Origin of the sequence: Marinobacter sp. C7 (assembly GCF_022343555.1) — a bacterium.
Lineage (GTDB): Bacteria > Pseudomonadota > Gammaproteobacteria > Pseudomonadales > Oleiphilaceae > Marinobacter.
On sequence record NZ_JAKQZH010000002.1, the window covers coordinates 154,744 to 172,378 of the forward strand.

The window sequence follows — 17,635 nt, forward strand, 5'->3', positions numbered from 1 at the left end:
GCCTCCAGTAACAGCATAGTATCAATCGGGCGGTCCGTGGGTCTCAGAGCCCATCAGCATCAGGGCCCGGCGTCAGTCCAGCGCCCCATCAGTGCCCGTTCTTCCTGTCGACCCAGTGGAGGACCGGCCATCAACCGATCCAGCGTGCTATCGAGCACGCTGCCACCGCTGGCAGTCTGATAGGAGTCCGGCGCAGCACCGGCCTCGACATCGACTTTCGCCACCTGTTCCCAGTCGCCGGCACCGGTACGGCAGGCAATCTGTTCCGAGGCATGGTCAGGCCGCTGCACAAGGTACTGCCGACACCAGTCACCCGCCTGGTTCCGGAAGGTCAGTCTCGGCGTCACGATGGTGGCATCATCAATGGCATGGGGCTCACCGCTGGGACGGGTTTCCAGAGACTGTGCCACTGCCGGCCAGCCGGCCTCTTCGCCGGACCCCGGCACGGCCAGCCATTGTGCGAGGGCGAACCCTGCTATCACGGCCGCGGCGACGGCCTTGCCTGTGTGCTCACGCACCCGGCGCCACCAGGGGAAGGCAATGACGTTGTCGGGCTCGCCGCCTGCGCCGGCGGGCGGCGCATCCGCCAGCAGACGGGTAACCGCCTCCGGCATCGGCCGGTCATCAATCGCGCCATAGTGGGTCTGGAGTTCGGCGTCGACCGAGGCCAGCTCCGCCAGGCGATCGGCCAGTGCCGGGTCGGCGGCCAGCTGGTCACGCACCGCCTGCATGCCCGCCTCGGGCAGTTCTTGATCCAGGAAGGCAGACAGGGTCTCGTCGGTTATGTTCATGGTCCGGTCCTCATGGTTGCAGGCGCCAACGCCTCGCTCAGTGCCGCCCTCGCCCGGGCCAGCCGGCTCATTACCGTACCCTTGCGCACCGAGAGGATCTCCGCAACGGCCTGGTAGGAGAAACCCTGGATGGCCACCAGGGAAATGATCTGGCGCTGATCCTCCGGCAGCTTTGCCATGGCTTCATCTACCCGATTCCACTCGATCTCGCGGGCTGTCTGGTGCTCACCATCGACAACCTGGCCTTCGGAGAGCTCCGGCTGTTCTGTTGCCTCCCGGCGAACCTTCCGGGCCCGGCACTCGTCTATCCAGACATTCCGACAGACCCGGAACGCCCACTTGGTGAGGTCCGCATCCTCCGGCATGTCCCGGGCCAGCAACCGTTCCACCGTATTCTGGAGCAGATCGTCGGCATCGGGCATGGAGCCGGTAAGCGAGTAGGCAAAGCGTCTGAGCCTGGGCAAAAGTTCGGTGATTTCCTGTTGCATAGCGCTCTTTGCTGATACGTGTTACCAGTACAACGGGCCAGAAACCGTTTTATTCCATCAAAGAACGGAATTTTTTCCCGACCCGGTCGTTATATCGAATGAAACACTTCCGAATCTGGACAGACACGATGAAGCACTTCCGAAAGATCCATTGGCTCCCCGCGCTCGCCCTGGCCTCGCTCGCCACCCCGGTGCTGGCGCTGGGTACCGGCAGTGTGCTGGACGGGGCGGCCGGGCCCGTAACCCGACAGGTCGAGCAGAGCGCAGAACGCCTCGTGGAACGCAGGCTGTCGCGGCAGGTCGAGGACCGGGTGGAAGCCGCGCCTGACACCCTGCGGAACCCGCTTGAAAGCCTGCCGCCAGAGCTTCCCGTTCTGACGGAACAGGGCGAAGTGGCGTTCACCGATGTTGCCGTCGAAGATGGCTGGCGCGCGGTGGAGCGCCAGTGGCTGTTCACCGGTACCGACGAGGAAATCGCCCGGCTCGACCGAGCCGGCATTACGCTGCTCAAGCGCCAGGAGCTGACGGGAGTAGGCCTGAATCTCGTCCGCTTCCGGGTATCACCGGAGCTGGACTCCCGGGAAGCCTTGCGGGCAGTCCTGCCGGAACTTGCGGACCGGCTGGACCGAAACCACATCTATAGCCCGCAGGCCGACGGGCCGTCGGAGCCGCAGGCGCAGGCACCTCATTGGCAAACCCTGTGCTCCGCCCCGGTCCGGGTCGGCATGGTGGATACCTCGATTGCCACCGACCATCCGGCATTCCGGCAGGCGCGCGTGGTGCAATCCCGTTTTCTGGAGGTTGACGGAAACAGGGGCCAGCTTTCGGCGCCACGTGCCCACGGGACTGCCGTCGCGAGCCTGATGGTGGGCGACTACAGGGGCGAGTCGCCGGCCCGCCTGCCCGGCGCCACTCTGTTCAATGCGTCCGTGTTCTTTGACCGGAACCGGGATCTGTCCGGAGCCAGCCTGGGCCACCTTCTGGAAGGCCTGAACTGGCTGTCAAAGCAGGATATTTCTGTTCTGAACATCAGCCTGACCGGGCCGGATAACCGGGTACTGGCGACCGTTATCCGCAACCTGCTGGATCGAGGCATTGTGCTGGTGGCGGCAGTGGGCAACCAGGGACCGGCAGCACCGCCGCTGTATCCGGCAGCCTATCCCGGGGTCATCGGTGTTACCGCGGTGGACGACTCGAATGAGCTCTATCGGTGGGCCAATCGTGGCGAGCAGGTGATGTTTGCGGCCCGGGGGGTATCGGTTCCGGTCGCCGCTCCGGAGGGCGGACGGGTATCTGACAGCGGCACCTCCCTGGCAGCACCGGTGGTCACGGCGGCCCTGGCCTGCCGGCTCCGTGAGGCTTCTGCCGAGCAGGCAATCGAGGCACTTATCGGGACAGCCCGGGATCTGGGCGAACCTGGCCGTGACCGGAGTTTCGGCCACGGCCTGCTGGATTACTGAGCTTTCCCGGTCAGAAACCGGCCCGCAGGGTGACGCCGGCTACGGTCTTGTCATAGTCGGCCGAGTCCACGTTGGAGGTATAGTTACCGTAGGAAATGCTCGGCTCAACACTGACCACCTCGGTCAGGCCGATGCGCCAACCCGCTTCCAGGATCCGGGCCTGATCCACGCGCTGGCTGGAACTGCGCTCGGTAAGGTCACCAGTGAGCGGATCGGTCAGCAACGGATCGCTGCTGGTGATGGTCACCGCCTCGTATTCCCGGTCCTCGAAGCGCCAGCCCAGGCGGAACCGGTTGTCCTTACCGGCCAACGTGAACTTGTGCACCAGGCTGACGCGGACCCGGATCAGGCGGTTGTCATAGGCATCGGCGTTGGCGTCCTCGCGGTCGCCGTCCAAACCAAGCAGTAAATGGCTTCGCGCCTCGTTGAAAAAGAAAAACGAGTCCAGGCTGGCGCCTTTGATGTCCGAGTCCCGGGCGCTGCTGTCCTCGAAGTCCTTGGATTTGTCCTGCAGGCTCGCCAGCAGGTAGACATCGTCACCCACCAGACGACCGAGATAGACACTCGCCCGCTGATAATCCAGGAAAGGGTCGGACCCCAGTGTGGCATGGGAGAAATGGTAGCTCGCCCCGACAGTGACCGGATCGAAGTCGTAACTGATGTCGGCAGACGCCAGGTGGATATCCTGATCAAACCGGTCAAAAGTCTGGTACCGGCGACCGGACACCGAATAACCCAGGGTGACATTCAGTCGTTCTGCCGGCTTGAGGATGCCTTCCAGGCCGGCATCGAACACCCAGGCCTCGTCACTCTCGCCGGAAGAGGCATTCAGTTCGTCCACGGTCAGATTGCTGTCGTGCTCATAGCCGCCTTCCAGATGGCCGTTCAGTTCAGCCTTGTCCGCCGCCTCGACCACCAGTACCGGAGACATCAGTCCCAGTGCCAGGGACAGGGTGGAGATTCGCTGTATCAAACGCATATCGGCTCCTCTCTGTCAGAAAAAAGCCGGGCCTGAAACGGCCCGGCTGCTCTCGGATCACGCCTTTACAACAGGCCGCCGCCAGCGGAACCCTGCACCGTACCTTTCACGGTGTTACGGACTTCGCTTTTGACGCTATCGGAGACTGACGTGCCGATCTGCTGATTGGTTTCAGCCTGGATTTCGGCATTTCGGGCCTTATTCATGCGTTCGCCGGCGGCTTCACGCTGCTCGGCGGCGGTGTCGGTTGCCGCATCCGCCGTAGCATTGGCGGTGCCACGAACCTTCTGGCCCGTCTCGACACCGGCACGGACGGCGGTATTGGCCTTCTGGCGGGCCTCATTGCTGGTGGTCCGGCCCTGCTCGGATGCCTCATCGCGAACCGCCTGGCCGTCCACATTGCCCTCGGCAGAAGCCGAGCCACTGCCCTGGGCAGACACACCACTCCGGGTGTTGGCTTCCGCCTTCATGCTGGTTTCTGCCTGAACATTGGCATTGGCCGCACCAGAACCTTCAGCAGCCAGGGCGCCGGTGGAAAGGATGGAACAGATTGCGAGAGTCAGTACATGCTTTTTCATGGTCACGTCCTCCTGTTTTGCCCTTTTCGGGTTGCTTTCACCAGGAAGACGGGTGGACAGCAGATTTATTCCATATTTTTTTCAGGCGGGGTCCAGACCCCACCAATTGCTCCGGTGGATCGGGGCAGTGGTCTAGGTTCGGCGTCGATAATCAGGGTCTGTCCAGCACACCGGCAGGGGCTCACCCGAGGGAAACACCAGTTCGGACTTGGCAAAGGATTCGGGATCCTGGGCTTCCTCACCATAGTGAAGGCTGCCCTTGATGCTATCCAGATGTGGATCGAACAGGGCACTGGTATCCAGCACCTCAATCAGGTGTCCGGTCGCTTTCTCCGCAACAAACATGAGGATCTCCTTCGTGTTGGGTGTCCTTCTATAAAACTAACAGAAGACATCAGAACCTGCCTGAAGAATCGCGCTTGTCTCTTCCTGTTGCCATACGTCACTTCCGAAGGCCTCCTCCGGCCGGCTCTGGAGCTTGGTTGGTTGAAAAGTGCGCTGCCCGGTTCCATGGTCTGAGCTATAGACAGGCAAAATTTTTCGGCTACAGGACGTTCCTCAATATGAGTATTGACTCTATTCAGGCCCTGATCGACAGTTGGACGGGGCTCAGCATCTGGCTGGCTTTTGTTGCCGCCAGTGTCGCGTGGGTAGTCTATGATCTGCGCACCAACAACAGCCACATCGCATCCATGATGCAATGGGTCTGGATCCTGACGGTGCTGTACTCCGGCCCTATCGGTGTTCTCATCTACCGTTACTCGGGGCGTAAACAGATTCCGACAGACAGCCTGTCCCGGAAAGGCTTCCGCTCCGTGGCTCACTGCTATTCCGGCTGCGGCATTGGCGAGATCCTCGGTGTCATTATCTCCGTCGGTCTGTTCGCCCTGGGGAATTTCTGGGCCGCGATCATCACCTTCTCGCTGGCCTACATCTTCGGTTTCGCCCTGAACATCGGACCGATGATGCAGAACGGCATGCCGTTCAAGGAGGCCTTCAAGGGCGCCTTCGTGGCGGAAAGCATTTCCATCGTAGTCATGGAATCGGTGGCCATCACCACCGACCTGTACCTCGGCGGCAAATCCACCATGGGCGACGCCCTGTTCTGGTCGTCCCTCTATGTGTCGTTGTCACTGGGTCTGTTTGCGGCCTGGCCCGCCAACCTGCTGCTGATCAAGTATGGTCTGAAGGGTGGCATGGGCGATCCACGGGACACCGAAGCGGCGGCGCACGCGCATTGCCACTGACCTCACAAAGGCCTGATCGGGCCTTGAAGTCCATTGCCGATCAGGCCGCCTGTTCCGGATTGCGAAAGCCTTCAAATTCATCGGGAAGCTTGATCGCGAAAAAATGAACATCCGCACAATATGATCAACCGTCCGTTTCGGCCGGAGTAAGCTCTGATAGCCTGCCAGGTGGCCTAACCATCTGTTACAACTATAAAAAGGCAGGTTAAAACCATTATGGAAAGAACATTCAGACTTTTCCTTTCGCTGGCCGGCACCCTTCTGATCATGGCATCGTTCTCCGCGCATGCGGTGGAGGACTCTCTTGATTACGGACTCTATTGGTTCGACGGCAAGAACAACGCTGTCAAAGCCGTAGAGGCGGATGGCACCGTGAATAACGTGCCCCTGAAATTCTACGATCCCTCCAAACCGACCATCGTCCATTTCCATGGCTGGCAGCCCGGCTCTGCAACCCGGGGCAATGGCTATGACCGGGAGGACTTCCGGTTCGTCTGGGGAGACGAGGATGTCATCACCGCCACATCGTGGAAAAACAAAGGCTGGAACATCGCCTATTTCTACTGGGACCAATTTGCCGACGAATCCGAGGTCAAGGATGCCGAGGCCAAGATGTGGTCCACGAACGGTCCGCGCGGCATGCGCTATCGCCTGAGCGACGGCTCCTACTCCAACAGGCACTCACCGGACAAGTCAGTGGGCCAGATTGCCTTCGAGCAGGTGACCGCGGCTCTGGCCAACAACACCTCCTACTATCTGCGCTTGTCTGGCCACTCCCTCGGCAACCAGCTGGCCACCATCGTCGCCACCAGGATCAGCGACGCCATCTACGCCGGCAGCGTTGGCACCAACGTCATGGTGGATCGGCTGGAGCTACTGGACCCCTTCTGGTCCCAGGATGGCAAGAGTTATCTGGGTGACGCCAACGGCGACGGCGCAAACGACTGGGTGGGTGAGCGCACCCGGTGGTCCATCGAGACACTGATCCAGCGCCATGACACTCCGGTCACCTGGTACAAGTCCTCCGGCATTCAGGACGTCTGGATCGGTGACAAGAATGTCGAACTGGAGGGCATCGTGACGTTCGTCCACAACCGCCTGTGGTACCTGGCGTCTGCCGACTATCTGAACAAGCACAATCACGTGGTGCCCTGGTACTTCCGCTCCATGGCGTCGGCTGCACCGGAAGAGGTAACGATCAACTGGTACGGCGCCCGCTCCTGGACCGGAAAGGATGCCGCCAGCGCAGCCACCAGCGACGCGCGGATCCGGGCCATGATGGGCGACACCTACCACTGGGACCAGGTGGAAGGCCGCTACACCGCCGACCCGGAAGACGATCAGTTCGAAGTAAAGGATTACTGATCGGAAATTCCGCCCCAAAAAAGCCGCGGGCCAAAACCCGCGGTTTTTTTTGGGCAGGCGCTGACAGGCCCGCCGCAAGACTATCAACGTCCTGACTCGGACTTGTGATGGCAAGCGCGCGTGGGTCACTATAGGAGGGATTCAATAACCGGAGATACCGATATGCCCGCTATCGGATGGATCATCCTCTTGCTCGCCCTGGCCCTGATTGTCGGCAGTTTGATGATCCTGCGCGATTCGGCACATTCCACGCGCATTCCCGAGGACAAGCTGGAGAAAATCCGCAAACGGAAAGCGGAGATGGAGGCGAAAGACAAGGCTGAAGGCAATGATTGACCGAGAGCGCTCAGCTAACGGAAGAGAAAGGCCGCCACGTAGACCAGCACGCTCCGGGCGAGAAACCACACGATCCCCGCACCGAGCAGCGCGCCCCAGCCGAAACCGGCCCCCGCGGAAACCCACGTGTACAGAGCAAAGCCAAAGGCCAGGAGCTCTGCGAGGTAGTAGGCGAGCACGACGATTTCATCTCTCATGACGCCCTCGCCCCGCCACCTTCGTTACTTGTCCGACCGGAACATGCAGTGCTTGGCAAAGTCCCCGATCTCGTTGGCTGTCCATTCGCCTTTCGGTTTTTCATCCATGTCCTCACACCAGGCCTTGCTGCCAACTTCCGGGGAACATCCGCCAAGAAGGAACAGCGCCGTCACCATGCTGATATAAAAGCTCTTTTTCACCTATTCGCACCCTGTTTTCTGGTTTATACATCTTTACCGCTGCACAGAGCCAATGGCCTCCAGACTCGCGGTAACAATCAAGACGCTCCAGGGTACACAGGGTTCCCCTTAACCGGTCCTCCCAGCATAATCGGTATTCTGGAGGTCGGCGAATTCGCCCGGGCTGACACAGAACACACTTCTGTTCCGTTTTTGTCGCTATCATAAGAGACCTGTGTCGAATTTCATCGAACCACAAGGAAAGGAAACCAACGGTGGCGGCAGTCAGCAAAAAGAAAAAATCCGGGCTCGGGGTCAGTCTCTTTGGTCTCATCTTCCTGGCCGCCGGTCTTGGCGTTCTGGCCCTCGGCCCCTTGCACACCCTCTACGAACACGCCGTCAGCGCCGACTGGCGACAAGTACCCGCGACCCTCGAGAGCGTCAACGTACGCAGTAACAGCGGCTCCGACTCGACCACCTATTCGGTGGAAGCCGCCTACCGCTACCACTACAGCGGGCGAAACTACTACGGTTCCCGGGTCGGCTATGATCGCGGCAGCGATAACATCAGTGACTACCACCACGAACTGGCCAGCCGCCTGCGCCGGGCCAGCAGCCAGGGCCATCTGACCGCCTGGGTGAATCCGGAGGTGCCATCGGAAAGCTATCTCGTGCGTGAGCTGCGCTGGGAAAAGATGCTGTTCATGACCATTTTCGGGGCTGTGTTCAGCGGCGTTGGCCTGTTTGTCATGCTCATGGGGCGGAAGAAAGCGGCTGAGACTGCCATGGCGGGCGGCCCCATCCATTCCTCCGAGAAACACGGATTCTGGATGTTCGGGTTCATGGCCTTCATGTTCATCGGCATCAGTCTGCCCGCCGTCCTGGCGATTCCGGACGAGCTCGGCAAGGACAACTGGCCAATTCTCGCGGTGCTCCTGTTTCCCATGGCCGGCCTCTGGCTCGCCTACATGGCCTGGAAAAACCTGAGAAACTGGCGCTACTACGGGCCCGCGCCACTGGCGCTGGACCCTTCCCCCGGCCAGATCGGTGGCGATGTCGCCGGCCGTATCAACCTGGTCCGCCGCCTCGGTCAGGCCGACTGGCTGGTAACCCTTCAGTGCCTGAGGATCCGGATCAGCCGCGGCAAGAACAGCAGCCGCAGCGAATCCGTCATCTGGCAGGCGGATCAGGTGCCGGAGGTGACCGACGAAGCCGGTGGTTCTGTGGTGCGGTTTCGCTTCACCCCGCCAACCGATCTTCCCGAGACCGACAACGAGGGCAGTCGCCAGGTCGAATGGCGCCTGCTGCTGACCGGGCCCGGACAGCCCATTCCGCTCGAACGCACCTACGAGTTGCCGGTGGTACAGGGCACACAAACGTCCTCCATTTCCCTCAGCGAGGCCCACGTGGAGCATCACGAGCGCCAGGCGCGCATGAAGTCGCTGACCAACGCCGCTGAACAGATCGATGTCCAGATGCTTGGCAACGGTGTGCTGCTGCACAGCCGTGCCGGTCGCAACCTCGCCCTGAAGGCCATGGTCCTGATCTTCGGACTGATCTTCGGCGGGGTGAGCGTCGGGCTGGCCTACGTGGCTGCGGAGGAAGGCGTCATGCTCTACTTCATGGCCTTGATGTTCGGCCTGTTCGGTTTCCCCATGTTCCTGGGCGGGTTGTTCATGCTCGGACGAAGCCTGAAAGCACGTATCGCAGGCTCCCGTGTGGAGGCGGTCCGTTATTGGGGCGGTATGGCCCTGTGGAAACGCTCGGGTAACCTGGTGCGGGCTGACCAACTGAACCTGAAAGGCGGTATGAGCATGAACAGCGGCCGGCGCACCACCGAGTACTTCTCACTGGAATTCCGCGACGCAACCGGGGGCAAGGTTATCCGCCTGGCCGAGGGCATTGCTGGCCGGGCTGTGGCAGAAGCTCTGAGAGACAACCTCATCAAGTTACTCCGACTCGACTGACCGCCTCGCCCATGCGTTCACTGCCCTGATCCGGTCATTTTTTGGCCGGATATCCCGTCACCTTCCTCACACAGCTGCTATATTTCCGTAGGGATTGCTCAATTCTTAACCGCCGCGATCACCCCCACCCAAGGAAATGTCTGAACAAGGGAGTTCATGCATGCAGCCACACATTCGTTTCTCACGCCCCTTCATCATTCTTGGATTCGCAGCGACCCTGGCGGCCTGCGCGGGTCCGGGACCCCGCCCGGACAGCGATTTGCAGCTGGCGACCGGGTCCATCACCCAGGCAGAGGCGGCCGATGCCCGCCAGTTCGAGCCGGTGCTGCTGAACCAGGCCCAGAACAAGGTGGCCGATGCCCGCGAACTGATCGATCGTGAAGAGTACAGGGAAGCCGAGCGCTTGCTGGAGCAGGCCTCGGTGGACGCACAGTTGGCCGGAGCGCGCTCCGAGACTGAAAAAGCCAGACGCGCCGTGGAGGAGATCAATGCCAACATCGAGAACCTCCGCAAACAGCTGGAAATGGACCAACAGTGAGCCCTGAAAGGAGATCGACATCATGAATCGTATACTGTCATTGATTACCACGGTCGGGCTTTCGGCGCTGATGTTTGGCTGTGCCAGCGCTCCTGAACAGAACGCCAGAATCGAAGAAGCCCGCATGGTCTACAACAAGATCGCGGAAGATCCCTACGTGGCCCGCAGCGGTTCCAGTCAGCTACGCAGCGCCCGGACACAACTGGATCGGGCCGAAGCCCTGCTGGAGGACGACGAGGATATCGTGCGGGTGGAGCACGCCGCCTACCTCGCCAAGCGCCATGCCGAGATTGCCGAGCAGCAGGGCCTGCGCGCTGAACTGGAAGAAGAGATCAGCTCCGCGGAGAAACGCCGGCAGGACATCATGCTGCAGCTGAAATCCAACGAGGCGGCGGCCCTCCGCGCACAAATGGAGGCCCTCCAGGCCGAGAAGACCGAGCGTGGTATGGTACTGACACTGGGTGACGTCCTGTTCGACGTCAACAAGGCCGACCTGAAGCCCGCGGGCGTGCGCACGGTACGACGGCTCTCAGACTTCATGCTGCAGTATGAGGAGCGCCGGGTGCGGGTGGAAGGTTACACCGACAGTACCGGTGCAGAGTCGTATAACCAGGACCTGTCCGAACGCAGGGCCATGGCCGTTCGCGATGCGCTGGTGGCCGAGGGCGTCGCCCGCAGCCGGGTCGAGGTAATTGGCTACGGCGAAGCCTATCCGGTGGCATCCAATGAAACCAGTGCCGGACGGCAGCAGAACCGTCGTGTCGAGATTGTCATCTCCGACGAGAACGGTGTGATCCAGACACGCTGAGGATCATTTCCGGCCGCGCCGGCTCTCTCCCTCAGTTCCATTTCCCAGACGGTCAGCGGGCACAACACGCCGAGCCAGGCCTGCAGCACAACAATCCCGATCACCACCAGATGAGTGACCCGGAACCAGAAATTCCGTACCCAGCGCCAATGCAGCAAGCGGCCCAGGAAAACCGCCACCAGGCCGAAAATAACAAAGGCCACCAGCAGCACATGCAGGACCAGCAGCGAATCCGCCAGCAGCAGATACAGCTCAGGGGACATGAGAGCCCCGCTTTTTCAGCGGCATCATGGCAACAGTCACAGCCTCCGGAAACCGAGATTAAACCCTTACTTTACCGGCCCACCCGCCAGTAAAACATCCCGGACTGTTTTCCAAGGATGGTTGCCTCGAAGCGGGTCCGGGCGGCCTGCCCCGCCAGTCCATAGCACACATGCAACGGTAACAGATGCTCCTCACGAGGGTGGCAGAACCGGGCGTAAGGCGCCTGTTCCCAGTGCCTCAGTCGGTCAGCCCGCTCGGTTTCACTGATCGTCGCATTGGTACAGGTATCCTCCAGCCAGACCTCGAAAGCCTCGTTCCGGGCCCGGATTTCCGGCGTGTTCGGCGTGAAGAATGCCCGCATGTTGTGGAACGAAAACCCGGAGCCGATCACCAGCAGGTTGTCGTAGTCCAGTGCCTGCAAGGCCCGGCCAATGGCCAGATGGGCCTCCGCATCCAGACTGTTCACCAGTGACAGCTGCACGCACGGAATATCCGCCTGCGGATACATCAGTTTCAACGGTACAAACAGGCCGTGATCAAAGCCCCGCCGGTCGTCCAGCCTTGCCGGTATTCCGGCCTTTTCCAGGGCCGAATGGATCTGCCCGGCAAGCGCCGGCTCACCGGGACAGGGATACTCGATGGCGTAGGATTCGGGGGGAAATCCGGAGTAATCATAGATCAGCGGCGGGTTGGCTCCCGCCGTGACCGTCGGCACCGCTTCTTCCCAGTGGGCGCTGACCACCAGGATCGCCGAGGGTTTGCGCAGCTTACCGGCAATTTCGGTGAGCCGATTCACCATCTCGCGGTGGCCGGGATCTCCCAGCAACGGCATGGGACCGCCACCGTGGGAAATGAACAGGATGTCTTGATGACTGCCCATGGAAGTGCCTCCTGGATACCGGTGAACTCCGGTACCCGTCGTGATGTCAGATCTGCCCGGGCCCTGCCGGAACAATGCCACTGGGGTTCAGCGCCTTGATGGAGTAATAGCCGGCCTTGATATGATCAAGATGCACCGTGCCGGCGATGCCATCAAGGGCCAGGATCCTGTGCATATAGGCGTGCAGGCCCGGCATGGATGCCAGGGTGTTACGGTTGCACTTGAACAGGCCGTGGTAGGCCGCATCGAAGCGCACCAGCGTGACGAACAGCCGGATATCGGTTTCCGTCAGCCGGTCCCCGAACAGATAGGTCCGCCCGTCCGCCAACCGGCTTTCCAGCTCATCCAGCGCGGTAAACACCTTGCCATAGGCCTCATCGTAGGCCTGCTGCGAGGACGCGAAACCGGCCTGGTATACGCCATTGTTCAGGTCCGTATAGAGGTAGGCGTTGAGCGCGTCGATGTCAGCAGCAAGCTCTGCCGGGTAGAGATCGGGGCCCTGATCCACCAGTTCTCTGAACGCCGAGTTCAGCATCCGCAGGATATCCGCGGACTCGTTGTTGACGATGGTTCCGGTCTGCTTGTCCCAGAGCACCGGCACGGTGGCGCGACCGGAGATCTGCGGATCGGCCCGGGTGTAGAGTTCGTGCATGTAGCGTGCGCCGTTAAGCGAGTCCTCGTCCGCACCCGGGAAACCGCCGAACTGCCAGCCCTGGTCCGTCAGCCGGGGATTCACCACCGTCACCCCGATCAACTCTTTCAGCCCTTTCAGCTCCCGCGCCATCAGGGCCCGGGACGCCCAGGGGCAGATGTAGGCCACGTAAAGGTGGTAACGTCCCTTCTCGACCTTGAAGCCGCCCTTGCCGGTTGGACCGGGCTCACCATCGGGCGTAACCCAGTTCCGGAACGACGAGGTCTGCCGGATGAAGCGTCCTTCGTCATCTTTCGCCTGTACCGGCTGCCAGTTCTCCTGCCAGACACCGTTTACCAGCATGATCCATTCCCCTCTGTTACAGGAGCACTCCCCGTTACTTGGGGAGTGCCTCAGTCAGTTATTGCCGTTAACCCTGTCTGCTTAGCGTGCCGCGACCGCGCTCTGGCTGTAACCTGCGCCACCGAAGCGCTCAAGCAGGACATTGTCCAGGGCAAAGCGTCCGCCACCCTGAATGGCCAGGGCGATACTGACCACGAACAGGGTCAGGGCATACTCGTAGCCGTTGTTGGACATGAACAGGCCGTTGCCGATGTGGACCGCAAAGATCGCCACCAGCATGGCAATGGCGTTGACCAGTGCTGCCGGGCGGGTCAGCAGACCCAGGGCCAGCGCCAGACCACCGAAGAACTCGGCACTACCGGCCATCAGCGCCATCAGGTAGCCCGGCTCCAGGCCGATGCTGGCCATCCACTGACCGGTGCCTTCCAGACCGTAGCCGCCAAACCAGGCAAACAACTTCTGGGCGCCATGGGCTGCCAGAATGAGTCCGACCGGTACCCGCAGGACCAAAGCGGCCAGACCGCCGGTGGAGCCGAAAAGCGCCTGTGCAAATTGAGTGTTCATAATCGTCACCTCGAATCTTTCGCTGTTGATGAGTTCTGAAGCCCCGCTCCAGAAGATGGGACCACTTTACTATCGCCAGATGAAAAGACTAAGGTGGTAGATGTTGGCTTATTATCAACTTTATGTTGATAATCGGGAATACCATCCAGCCAGGACAAACGAATGGACCGTATCGATGCCATGCGCGCCTTTGTCACCGTGGTGAACGAAGGCACCTTCACCCGAGCGGCGGACCGGCTGGAGATGTCCCCCCAGCTGGTCAGCAAGTACGTTTCCCAGCTTGAGCAGCACCTCGGCGTCCGCCTGCTCAACCGCACCACCCGGAAGCTTCACCTGACCGAGGCCGGCACCCGCTACCATCAGCGCGCCGAACAGGTTCTCACGGACATCGACGACCTGGAAAACCAGCTGGGCGACCTCCAGACCGAGGCCCGGGGCCTGTTGCGTATCAGCGCCCCGGTGTCCTTTGCCATCCGCCACATGGCTCCGTTGCTGACCGAGTTCCAGAAGGCTCATCCGGCGGTGGATATCGACCTGCAACTGAACGACCGGAAGGTGGATATCATCGAGGAAGGGTTCGACATTGCCCTGCGCATCGGCCACCTGAAAAGCTCGTCCCTGATCGCCCGACGCATCGCGCCGGTCCGGCTGGTGCTGTGCGCCTCCCCGGACTACCTGAAACAGCACGGTACCCCCCAGCGCCCGGAGGACCTCGAGCATCACCGTTATCTGCGCTACAGCTATATGGATCAGGATGCCACCGGACAGGTACACCGGTGGCTTCAGAGTTCAGCGAGGCAGGCGGGAGGTGACATGGTGAGCAACAACGGCGACGTGCTGGTGGAAGCCGCCATCGCCGGTGCCGGAATCGCGCTGCAACCCACCTTCATCGCAGGCGCCGCGATTCGCGACGGGAAACTCCAGGTGATCCTGCCGGATCACGAACCAGAGTCAATGGCCCTGTACGCAGTGTTCGCGCACCGGCAGCTGCTGGCCAGCAAGGTGCGCAGTTTTATCGACTTCCTGGACGGCTACTTCGGGGAACCACCCTACTGGGACCGGTTCGAGTGAGCTAAAGTGATTGCACTGGTGTGACAAACTCGGACAGAAACCAATGGCAAACGACCCTCTCGCGCTTGGGCAACTCTACCAGCAACAGTCCCGACGAGTGCTCGCCACTCTGATCCGCCTGCTCGGCGATTTCGTCCTGGCCGAAGAGGCCATGCAGGAGGCGTTCGCCGCCGCTCTCCGCCAATGGCCAGAGGACGGTGTTCCCGACAACCCGACCGCCTGGCTGATTCGTGCCGGCCAACGCAGAGGTATAGACCAGATCCGGCGCAAGCAGACCGCCCGGCAGCATTCCCAGCTTCTTGCTTACGAGGAGGGCGTTACCCCGGAGCCCGATGAACAAACCATCGCAGACGACCAGCTCCGCCTGCTGTTCACCTGCTGCCATCCCGCCCTTTCCATGGATGCGCGGGTAGCCCTGACCCTTCGGGAGATGTGTGGGCTGTCCACCGAGCAGGTAGCCAACGCCCTCCTGCAAAAACCGGTCACCCTGGCCCAGCGCATCGTGCGCGCCAAGAAAAAGATCCGGGCAGCCCGGATCCCCTACGAGATTCCGGGAGCAAAAGAACTTCCGCAGCGTTTGCCGGCAGTGCTGCGTGTCGTGTACCTGGTGTTCAACGAAGGCTACTCCCGAAGCGACGGAGACTCTGTAGTCGACGCCAGTCTCGCCACTGAGGCAATTCGACTTGCCGAGGAGCTCGGGGGCCTGCTGCCGCAAGGGGAGGTGTTCGGACTTATCGCACTGATGCGGCTGCACCATTCGCGGCGCCACGCTCGCCAGGACGCGCAGGGAGAACTGGTGACCCTCGAAGATCAGGACCGCACCTGTTGGGATCAGCACGACATCCGTCAGGGGCTGCAATACCTGGAACTCGCCCTTGCCAACACCCCTACCGGCCCTTATACCCTGCAGGCCTCCATCGCTGCCGTGCACGCCCAAGCGCTTCGGGCAGACGCCACTGACTGGGCGCGGATTGTCCGGCTTTACGACGCGCTTTACCGCCAACAACCTTCTCCGATAATCGCACTGAATCGGGCAGTCGCCGTTGCCATGCGTGACACACCGGCAGATGGGCTTCAGCTCCTTGATGCCCTAATCAACGAGAAAGCCATTCTCAACTATCATCTGTTTCACGCCGCGAAGGCCGACCTCCATCGCCGGGCCGATGAGCCGAAAGCTGCAGCAATGGCCTACAAACGCGCCATAGAACTGACCAGTCAGGGCCCCGAGCAACGATTCCTGCAACGCCGGTTGGCAAAACTCGGACCCACCATCTGAAAAAATTTTCCGATGCTGTCGATTTCCGTTGGTACGAGCCGACTCAGTCATAGAACCACCAACGGAGGACCACACCATGAAATACATGTTGATGCGCAAGGCAGATTCAGACACGGAAAGCGGAGTACTCCCCTCAGACAGCCTGCTCCAGGCCATGGCTGACTACAATGAGCGAATGACCCGAGCCGGGGTGTTTGTCTGTGGCAACGGCGTGCGTCCGAGCCGCGAAGGCTGCCGGATTGAATTTCACGACGGCGAACCGACCGTAAGCTCCGGTCCTTTCCGCATGACCGGAGAACTGCTGGCTGGGTATAGCGTGCTTGAAGTCGAGTCCCTGGAAGAGGCTATCGACTGGGCCCGACAGTGGCCGAAGGAGGATGCCAACGGCAACGTCACTCTGGAGCTGCGTCGATATTTTACGCTCGATGACTTCAGAGCCGGCCCCGGACTGGAGAAACACGAGGCCCTGGGCCACCTGCCAGTGGAAATGAACGTGCATGTGGCATTTCCCGGAACCTGCCGCGAGGCCATGAAGTTCTATTCCGAAGTCACGGGCGGCCACCTGGAGGCCATGATTACCTATGGCGAGACCCCTGCCTCGGAAGACGTGCCCGCAGACATGCACGATCAGATCGTCCATGCCTCCCTGAATCTCAGAGGGCGCAGGCTTATGGGCGCTGATTGTCCGGAGTATCAGGCGCCAGTGGGCACTCAGGTTCACCTGGAATACGACCGCGAGGATCAGGCTGAACGGGTCTTCCGATCACTCTCGGACGGAGGTTCCGTGCTCATGCCATTCGAGCAGACCTTCTGGGCTCACCGCTTCGGCATGGCCCGGGACCGTTTCGGGCTTCAGTGGATGGTCAGCTGCGGCCTTGAGCAGTGCATGTAAAAACAAAAGGAGCAAGCCATGAAATATGTTGCCCTGGTTTACTACCAGGAAAGCATCATCGAGGCGATGACGGAACAGGAATGGCACGACCTCAATCAGGAATGCGTGGCCGGCGTCGAGCGACTGTCGGCCCAAGGTCATTTCGTGACCGGACAGCCCTTGCAACCGGTGGGCACCGCAACCACCGTGCGGGTCCGGGACAAGGAGGTTTTGATAACAGATGGTCCCTTTGCCGAAACCAAGGAACAACTCGCGGGGTTCTACCTGCTCGAAGCCAGGGATCTGAATGAGGCGATTCGAGTGGCAAGCCGTATTCCACCCGCACGCTTCGGCAGTATCGAAGTTCGACCCGCCCGAGAGCTGCCGCCCAAAGACTGACCAAGGAGACTCGCGATGAGTTATATCGATGGATTTGTTGCCGCCGTACCCACCGCCAACAAGGCAGAATACATCCGGCACGCCAGTGATGCCGCCGCCGTCTTCAAGGAACACGGCGTTGTGAAGATGGTGGAATGCTGGGGAGACGATGTGCCCGAGGGGGACGTCACCTCCTTTCCCATGGCCGTACAATGCCGGCCAGACGAGACGGTGGTGTTCTCATGGCTGGTATGGCCTTCCCGGGAGGTACGGGATAAGGCCATGCCCAGAATCATGGAAGACCCCCGCTTACAGCCGGATGTAAATCCCATGCCGTTCGATGGCAAGCGGCTGATCTACGGGGGCTTTGAAGTCGTGGTGGACGTATAGCCGGGGCTGGGAC

General features: G+C 60.9%; 23 protein-coding genes. 12 read left to right on the forward strand and 11 right to left on the reverse strand.

Annotated features, from left to right (window positions below):
• Positions 1 to 59 precede the first annotated feature (59 nt).
• Both MD273_RS10640 and MD273_RS10645 read right to left on the reverse strand, forming a co-directional pair.
• Positions 60 to 791, reverse strand: coding sequence for an anti-sigma factor family protein (locus MD273_RS10640; protein ID WP_239037772.1), 732 nt, complete (start codon positions 789 to 791; stop codon positions 60 to 62).
• Positions 788 to 1,279, reverse strand: coding sequence for an RNA polymerase sigma factor (locus MD273_RS10645; RefSeq protein WP_239037773.1), 492 nt, complete (start codon positions 1,277 to 1,279; stop codon positions 788 to 790). Before MD273_RS10645 ends, MD273_RS10640 begins: the two co-directional genes overlap by 4 nt.
• 128 nt (positions 1,280 to 1,407) lie before the next feature.
• Here MD273_RS10645 and MD273_RS10650 point away from each other — a divergent pair, with 128 nt between their 5' ends.
• Complete coding sequence (locus MD273_RS10650) at positions 1,408 to 2,739, forward strand: S8 family serine peptidase (RefSeq protein WP_239037774.1); 1,332 nt, start codon at positions 1,408 to 1,410, stop codon at positions 2,737 to 2,739.
• Positions 2,740 to 2,749: 10 nt separating this feature from the next.
• Here MD273_RS10650 and MD273_RS10655 read toward each other — a convergent pair whose 3' ends face one another.
• From MD273_RS10655 to MD273_RS10665, 3 genes are all read right to left on the reverse strand, one after another.
• Complete coding sequence (locus tag MD273_RS10655) at positions 2,750 to 3,718, reverse strand: hypothetical protein (protein WP_239037775.1); 969 nt, start codon at positions 3,716 to 3,718, stop codon at positions 2,750 to 2,752.
• Positions 3,719 to 3,783: 65 nt separating this feature from the next.
• Positions 3,784 to 4,296, reverse strand: coding sequence for a hypothetical protein (locus MD273_RS10660; RefSeq protein ID WP_239037776.1), 513 nt, complete (start codon positions 4,294 to 4,296; stop codon positions 3,784 to 3,786).
• 132 nt (positions 4,297 to 4,428) lie between these two features.
• On the reverse strand, positions 4,429 to 4,641 hold the full coding sequence (locus MD273_RS10665; protein ID WP_239037777.1) for an acetyltransferase: 213 nt from the start codon (positions 4,639 to 4,641) through the stop codon (positions 4,429 to 4,431).
• A 218-nt stretch (positions 4,642 to 4,859) separates the two neighbouring features.
• Between MD273_RS10665 and MD273_RS10670 the strand changes: the two genes are divergently transcribed.
• From MD273_RS10670 to MD273_RS10680, 3 genes are all read left to right on the forward strand, one after another.
• Positions 4,860 to 5,543: a DUF4396 domain-containing protein gene (locus MD273_RS10670; RefSeq protein WP_239037778.1), complete on the forward strand. Its 684-nt coding sequence runs from the start codon at positions 4,860 to 4,862 to the stop codon at positions 5,541 to 5,543.
• A 216-nt stretch (positions 5,544 to 5,759) separates the two neighbouring features.
• On the forward strand, positions 5,760 to 6,908 hold the full coding sequence (locus MD273_RS10675; RefSeq protein WP_239037779.1) for a hypothetical protein: 1,149 nt from the start codon (positions 5,760 to 5,762) through the stop codon (positions 6,906 to 6,908).
• 162 nt (positions 6,909 to 7,070) lie between these two features.
• Positions 7,071 to 7,244, forward strand: a complete 174-nt coding sequence (locus tag MD273_RS10680; RefSeq protein ID WP_239037780.1) for a DUF2897 family protein — start codon at positions 7,071 to 7,073, stop codon at positions 7,242 to 7,244.
• Between the two features lie 14 nt (positions 7,245 to 7,258).
• Here MD273_RS10680 and MD273_RS10685 read toward each other — a convergent pair whose 3' ends face one another.
• Positions 7,259 to 7,441 (reverse strand): hypothetical protein, encoded by a 183-nt coding sequence (locus MD273_RS10685; RefSeq protein ID WP_239037781.1) that lies wholly within the window; start codon positions 7,439 to 7,441, stop codon positions 7,259 to 7,261.
• Positions 7,442 to 7,465: 24 nt separating this feature from the next.
• A complete protein-coding gene (locus tag MD273_RS19090) occupies positions 7,466 to 7,642 on the reverse strand; it encodes a DUF3012 domain-containing protein (RefSeq protein WP_239037782.1) in 177 nt (58 codons plus the stop codon).
• A 254-nt stretch (positions 7,643 to 7,896) separates the two neighbouring features.
• On the opposite strand from MD273_RS19090, the gene MD273_RS10695 reads away from it, so the two are divergent.
• The 3 genes from MD273_RS10695 (at position 7,897) to MD273_RS10705 (ending at position 10,934) form a co-directional block, all read left to right on the forward strand.
• Complete coding sequence (locus tag MD273_RS10695; RefSeq protein ID WP_239037783.1) at positions 7,897 to 9,588, forward strand: DUF3592 domain-containing protein; 1,692 nt, start codon at positions 7,897 to 7,899, stop codon at positions 9,586 to 9,588.
• Positions 9,589 to 9,748: 160 nt separating this feature from the next.
• Entirely contained in the window at positions 9,749 to 10,126 is a 378-nt protein-coding gene (locus MD273_RS10700) for a DUF4398 domain-containing protein (protein ID WP_239037784.1), read from the forward strand.
• A 22-nt stretch (positions 10,127 to 10,148) separates the two neighbouring features.
• Positions 10,149 to 10,934, forward strand: coding sequence for an OmpA family protein (locus MD273_RS10705; protein ID WP_239037785.1), 786 nt, complete (start codon positions 10,149 to 10,151; stop codon positions 10,932 to 10,934).
• On the opposite strand, the gene MD273_RS10710 is transcribed toward MD273_RS10705, so the two are convergent.
• From MD273_RS10710 to MD273_RS10725, 4 genes are all read right to left on the reverse strand, one after another.
• The gene (locus tag MD273_RS10710; RefSeq protein WP_239037786.1) at positions 10,835 to 11,197 is read right to left on the reverse strand and encodes a DUF2784 domain-containing protein; all 363 of its coding nucleotides are present in this window, start codon (positions 11,195 to 11,197) and stop codon (positions 10,835 to 10,837) included. The two genes, MD273_RS10705 and MD273_RS10710, sit on opposite strands and share 100 nt — an antisense overlap.
• A gap of 71 nt (positions 11,198 to 11,268) precedes the next feature.
• A complete protein-coding gene (locus tag MD273_RS10715) occupies positions 11,269 to 12,078 on the reverse strand; it encodes a DODA-type extradiol aromatic ring-opening family dioxygenase (protein WP_239037787.1) in 810 nt (269 codons plus the stop codon).
• Between the two features lie 46 nt (positions 12,079 to 12,124).
• Positions 12,125 to 13,072, reverse strand: coding sequence for a glutathione S-transferase family protein (locus MD273_RS10720; protein ID WP_239037788.1), 948 nt, complete (start codon positions 13,070 to 13,072; stop codon positions 12,125 to 12,127).
• 81 nt (positions 13,073 to 13,153) lie between these two features.
• Positions 13,154 to 13,636, reverse strand: a complete 483-nt coding sequence (locus tag MD273_RS10725) for a DoxX family protein (RefSeq protein WP_239037789.1) — start codon at positions 13,634 to 13,636, stop codon at positions 13,154 to 13,156.
• Between the two features lie 162 nt (positions 13,637 to 13,798).
• Between MD273_RS10725 and MD273_RS10730 the strand changes: the two genes are divergently transcribed.
• The 5 genes from MD273_RS10730 to MD273_RS10750 all read left to right on the forward strand — a co-directional run bounded on the left by MD273_RS10730 (position 13,799) and on the right by MD273_RS10750 (position 17,622).
• Entirely contained in the window at positions 13,799 to 14,707 is a 909-nt protein-coding gene (locus MD273_RS10730) for a LysR family transcriptional regulator (protein WP_239037790.1), read from the forward strand.
• Positions 14,708 to 14,750: 43 nt separating this feature from the next.
• The gene (locus tag MD273_RS10735) at positions 14,751 to 15,983 is read left to right on the forward strand and encodes an RNA polymerase sigma factor (RefSeq protein ID WP_239037791.1); all 1,233 of its coding nucleotides are present in this window, start codon (positions 14,751 to 14,753) and stop codon (positions 15,981 to 15,983) included.
• Between the two features lie 76 nt (positions 15,984 to 16,059).
• Positions 16,060 to 16,875, forward strand: a complete 816-nt coding sequence (locus MD273_RS10740) for a YciI family protein (RefSeq protein ID WP_239037792.1) — start codon at positions 16,060 to 16,062, stop codon at positions 16,873 to 16,875.
• Positions 16,876 to 16,893: 18 nt separating this feature from the next.
• Positions 16,894 to 17,253 carry a YciI family protein gene (locus MD273_RS10745; RefSeq protein WP_239037793.1) on the forward strand — a complete coding sequence of 120 codons (360 nt, stop codon included), beginning with the start codon at positions 16,894 to 16,896 and terminating at the stop codon, positions 17,251 to 17,253.
• A 15-nt stretch (positions 17,254 to 17,268) separates the two neighbouring features.
• Entirely contained in the window at positions 17,269 to 17,622 is a 354-nt protein-coding gene (locus tag MD273_RS10750) for a DUF1428 domain-containing protein (protein WP_239037794.1), read from the forward strand.
• Positions 17,623 to 17,635: the final 13 nt, after the last annotated feature.

What these genes read in the sequence shown, in the direction of transcription:
- MD273_RS10640 (WP_239037772.1), bottom strand. Translation starts at nt 791, where the DNA reads ATGAACATAACCGACGAGACCCTGTCTGCCTTCCTGGATCAAGAACTG.
- MD273_RS10645 (WP_239037773.1), bottom strand. Translation starts at nt 1,279, where the DNA reads ATGCAACAGGAAATCACCGAACTTTTGCCCAGGCTCAGACGCTTTGCC.
- MD273_RS10650 (WP_239037774.1), top strand. Translation starts at nt 1,408, where the DNA reads ATGAAGCACTTCCGAAAGATCCATTGGCTCCCCGCGCTCGCCCTGGCC.
- MD273_RS10655 (WP_239037775.1), bottom strand. Translation starts at nt 3,718, where the DNA reads ATGCGTTTGATACAGCGAATCTCCACCCTGTCCCTGGCACTGGGACTG.
- MD273_RS10660 (WP_239037776.1), bottom strand. Translation starts at nt 4,296, where the DNA reads ATGAAAAAGCATGTACTGACTCTCGCAATCTGTTCCATCCTTTCCACC.
- MD273_RS10665 (WP_239037777.1), bottom strand. Translation starts at nt 4,641, where the DNA reads ATGTTTGTTGCGGAGAAAGCGACCGGACACCTGATTGAGGTGCTGGAT.
- MD273_RS10670 (WP_239037778.1), top strand. Translation starts at nt 4,860, where the DNA reads ATGAGTATTGACTCTATTCAGGCCCTGATCGACAGTTGGACGGGGCTC.
- MD273_RS10675 (WP_239037779.1), top strand. Translation starts at nt 5,760, where the DNA reads ATGGAAAGAACATTCAGACTTTTCCTTTCGCTGGCCGGCACCCTTCTG.
- MD273_RS10680 (WP_239037780.1), top strand. Translation starts at nt 7,071, where the DNA reads ATGCCCGCTATCGGATGGATCATCCTCTTGCTCGCCCTGGCCCTGATT.
- MD273_RS10685 (WP_239037781.1), bottom strand. Translation starts at nt 7,441, where the DNA reads ATGAGAGATGAAATCGTCGTGCTCGCCTACTACCTCGCAGAGCTCCTG.
- MD273_RS10700 (WP_239037784.1), top strand. Translation starts at nt 9,749, where the DNA reads ATGCAGCCACACATTCGTTTCTCACGCCCCTTCATCATTCTTGGATTC.
- MD273_RS10705 (WP_239037785.1), top strand. Translation starts at nt 10,149, where the DNA reads ATGAATCGTATACTGTCATTGATTACCACGGTCGGGCTTTCGGCGCTG.
- MD273_RS10710 (WP_239037786.1), bottom strand. Translation starts at nt 11,197, where the DNA reads ATGTCCCCTGAGCTGTATCTGCTGCTGGCGGATTCGCTGCTGGTCCTG.
- MD273_RS10715 (WP_239037787.1), bottom strand. Translation starts at nt 12,078, where the DNA reads ATGGGCAGTCATCAAGACATCCTGTTCATTTCCCACGGTGGCGGTCCC.
- MD273_RS10720 (WP_239037788.1), bottom strand. Translation starts at nt 13,072, where the DNA reads ATGCTGGTAAACGGTGTCTGGCAGGAGAACTGGCAGCCGGTACAGGCG.
- MD273_RS10725 (WP_239037789.1), bottom strand. Translation starts at nt 13,636, where the DNA reads ATGAACACTCAATTTGCACAGGCGCTTTTCGGCTCCACCGGCGGTCTG.
- MD273_RS10730 (WP_239037790.1), top strand. Translation starts at nt 13,799, where the DNA reads ATGGACCGTATCGATGCCATGCGCGCCTTTGTCACCGTGGTGAACGAA.
- MD273_RS10735 (WP_239037791.1), top strand. Translation starts at nt 14,751, where the DNA reads ATGGCAAACGACCCTCTCGCGCTTGGGCAACTCTACCAGCAACAGTCC.
- MD273_RS10740 (WP_239037792.1), top strand. Translation starts at nt 16,060, where the DNA reads ATGAAATACATGTTGATGCGCAAGGCAGATTCAGACACGGAAAGCGGA.
- MD273_RS10745 (WP_239037793.1), top strand. Translation starts at nt 16,894, where the DNA reads ATGAAATATGTTGCCCTGGTTTACTACCAGGAAAGCATCATCGAGGCG.
- MD273_RS10750 (WP_239037794.1), top strand. Translation starts at nt 17,269, where the DNA reads ATGAGTTATATCGATGGATTTGTTGCCGCCGTACCCACCGCCAACAAG.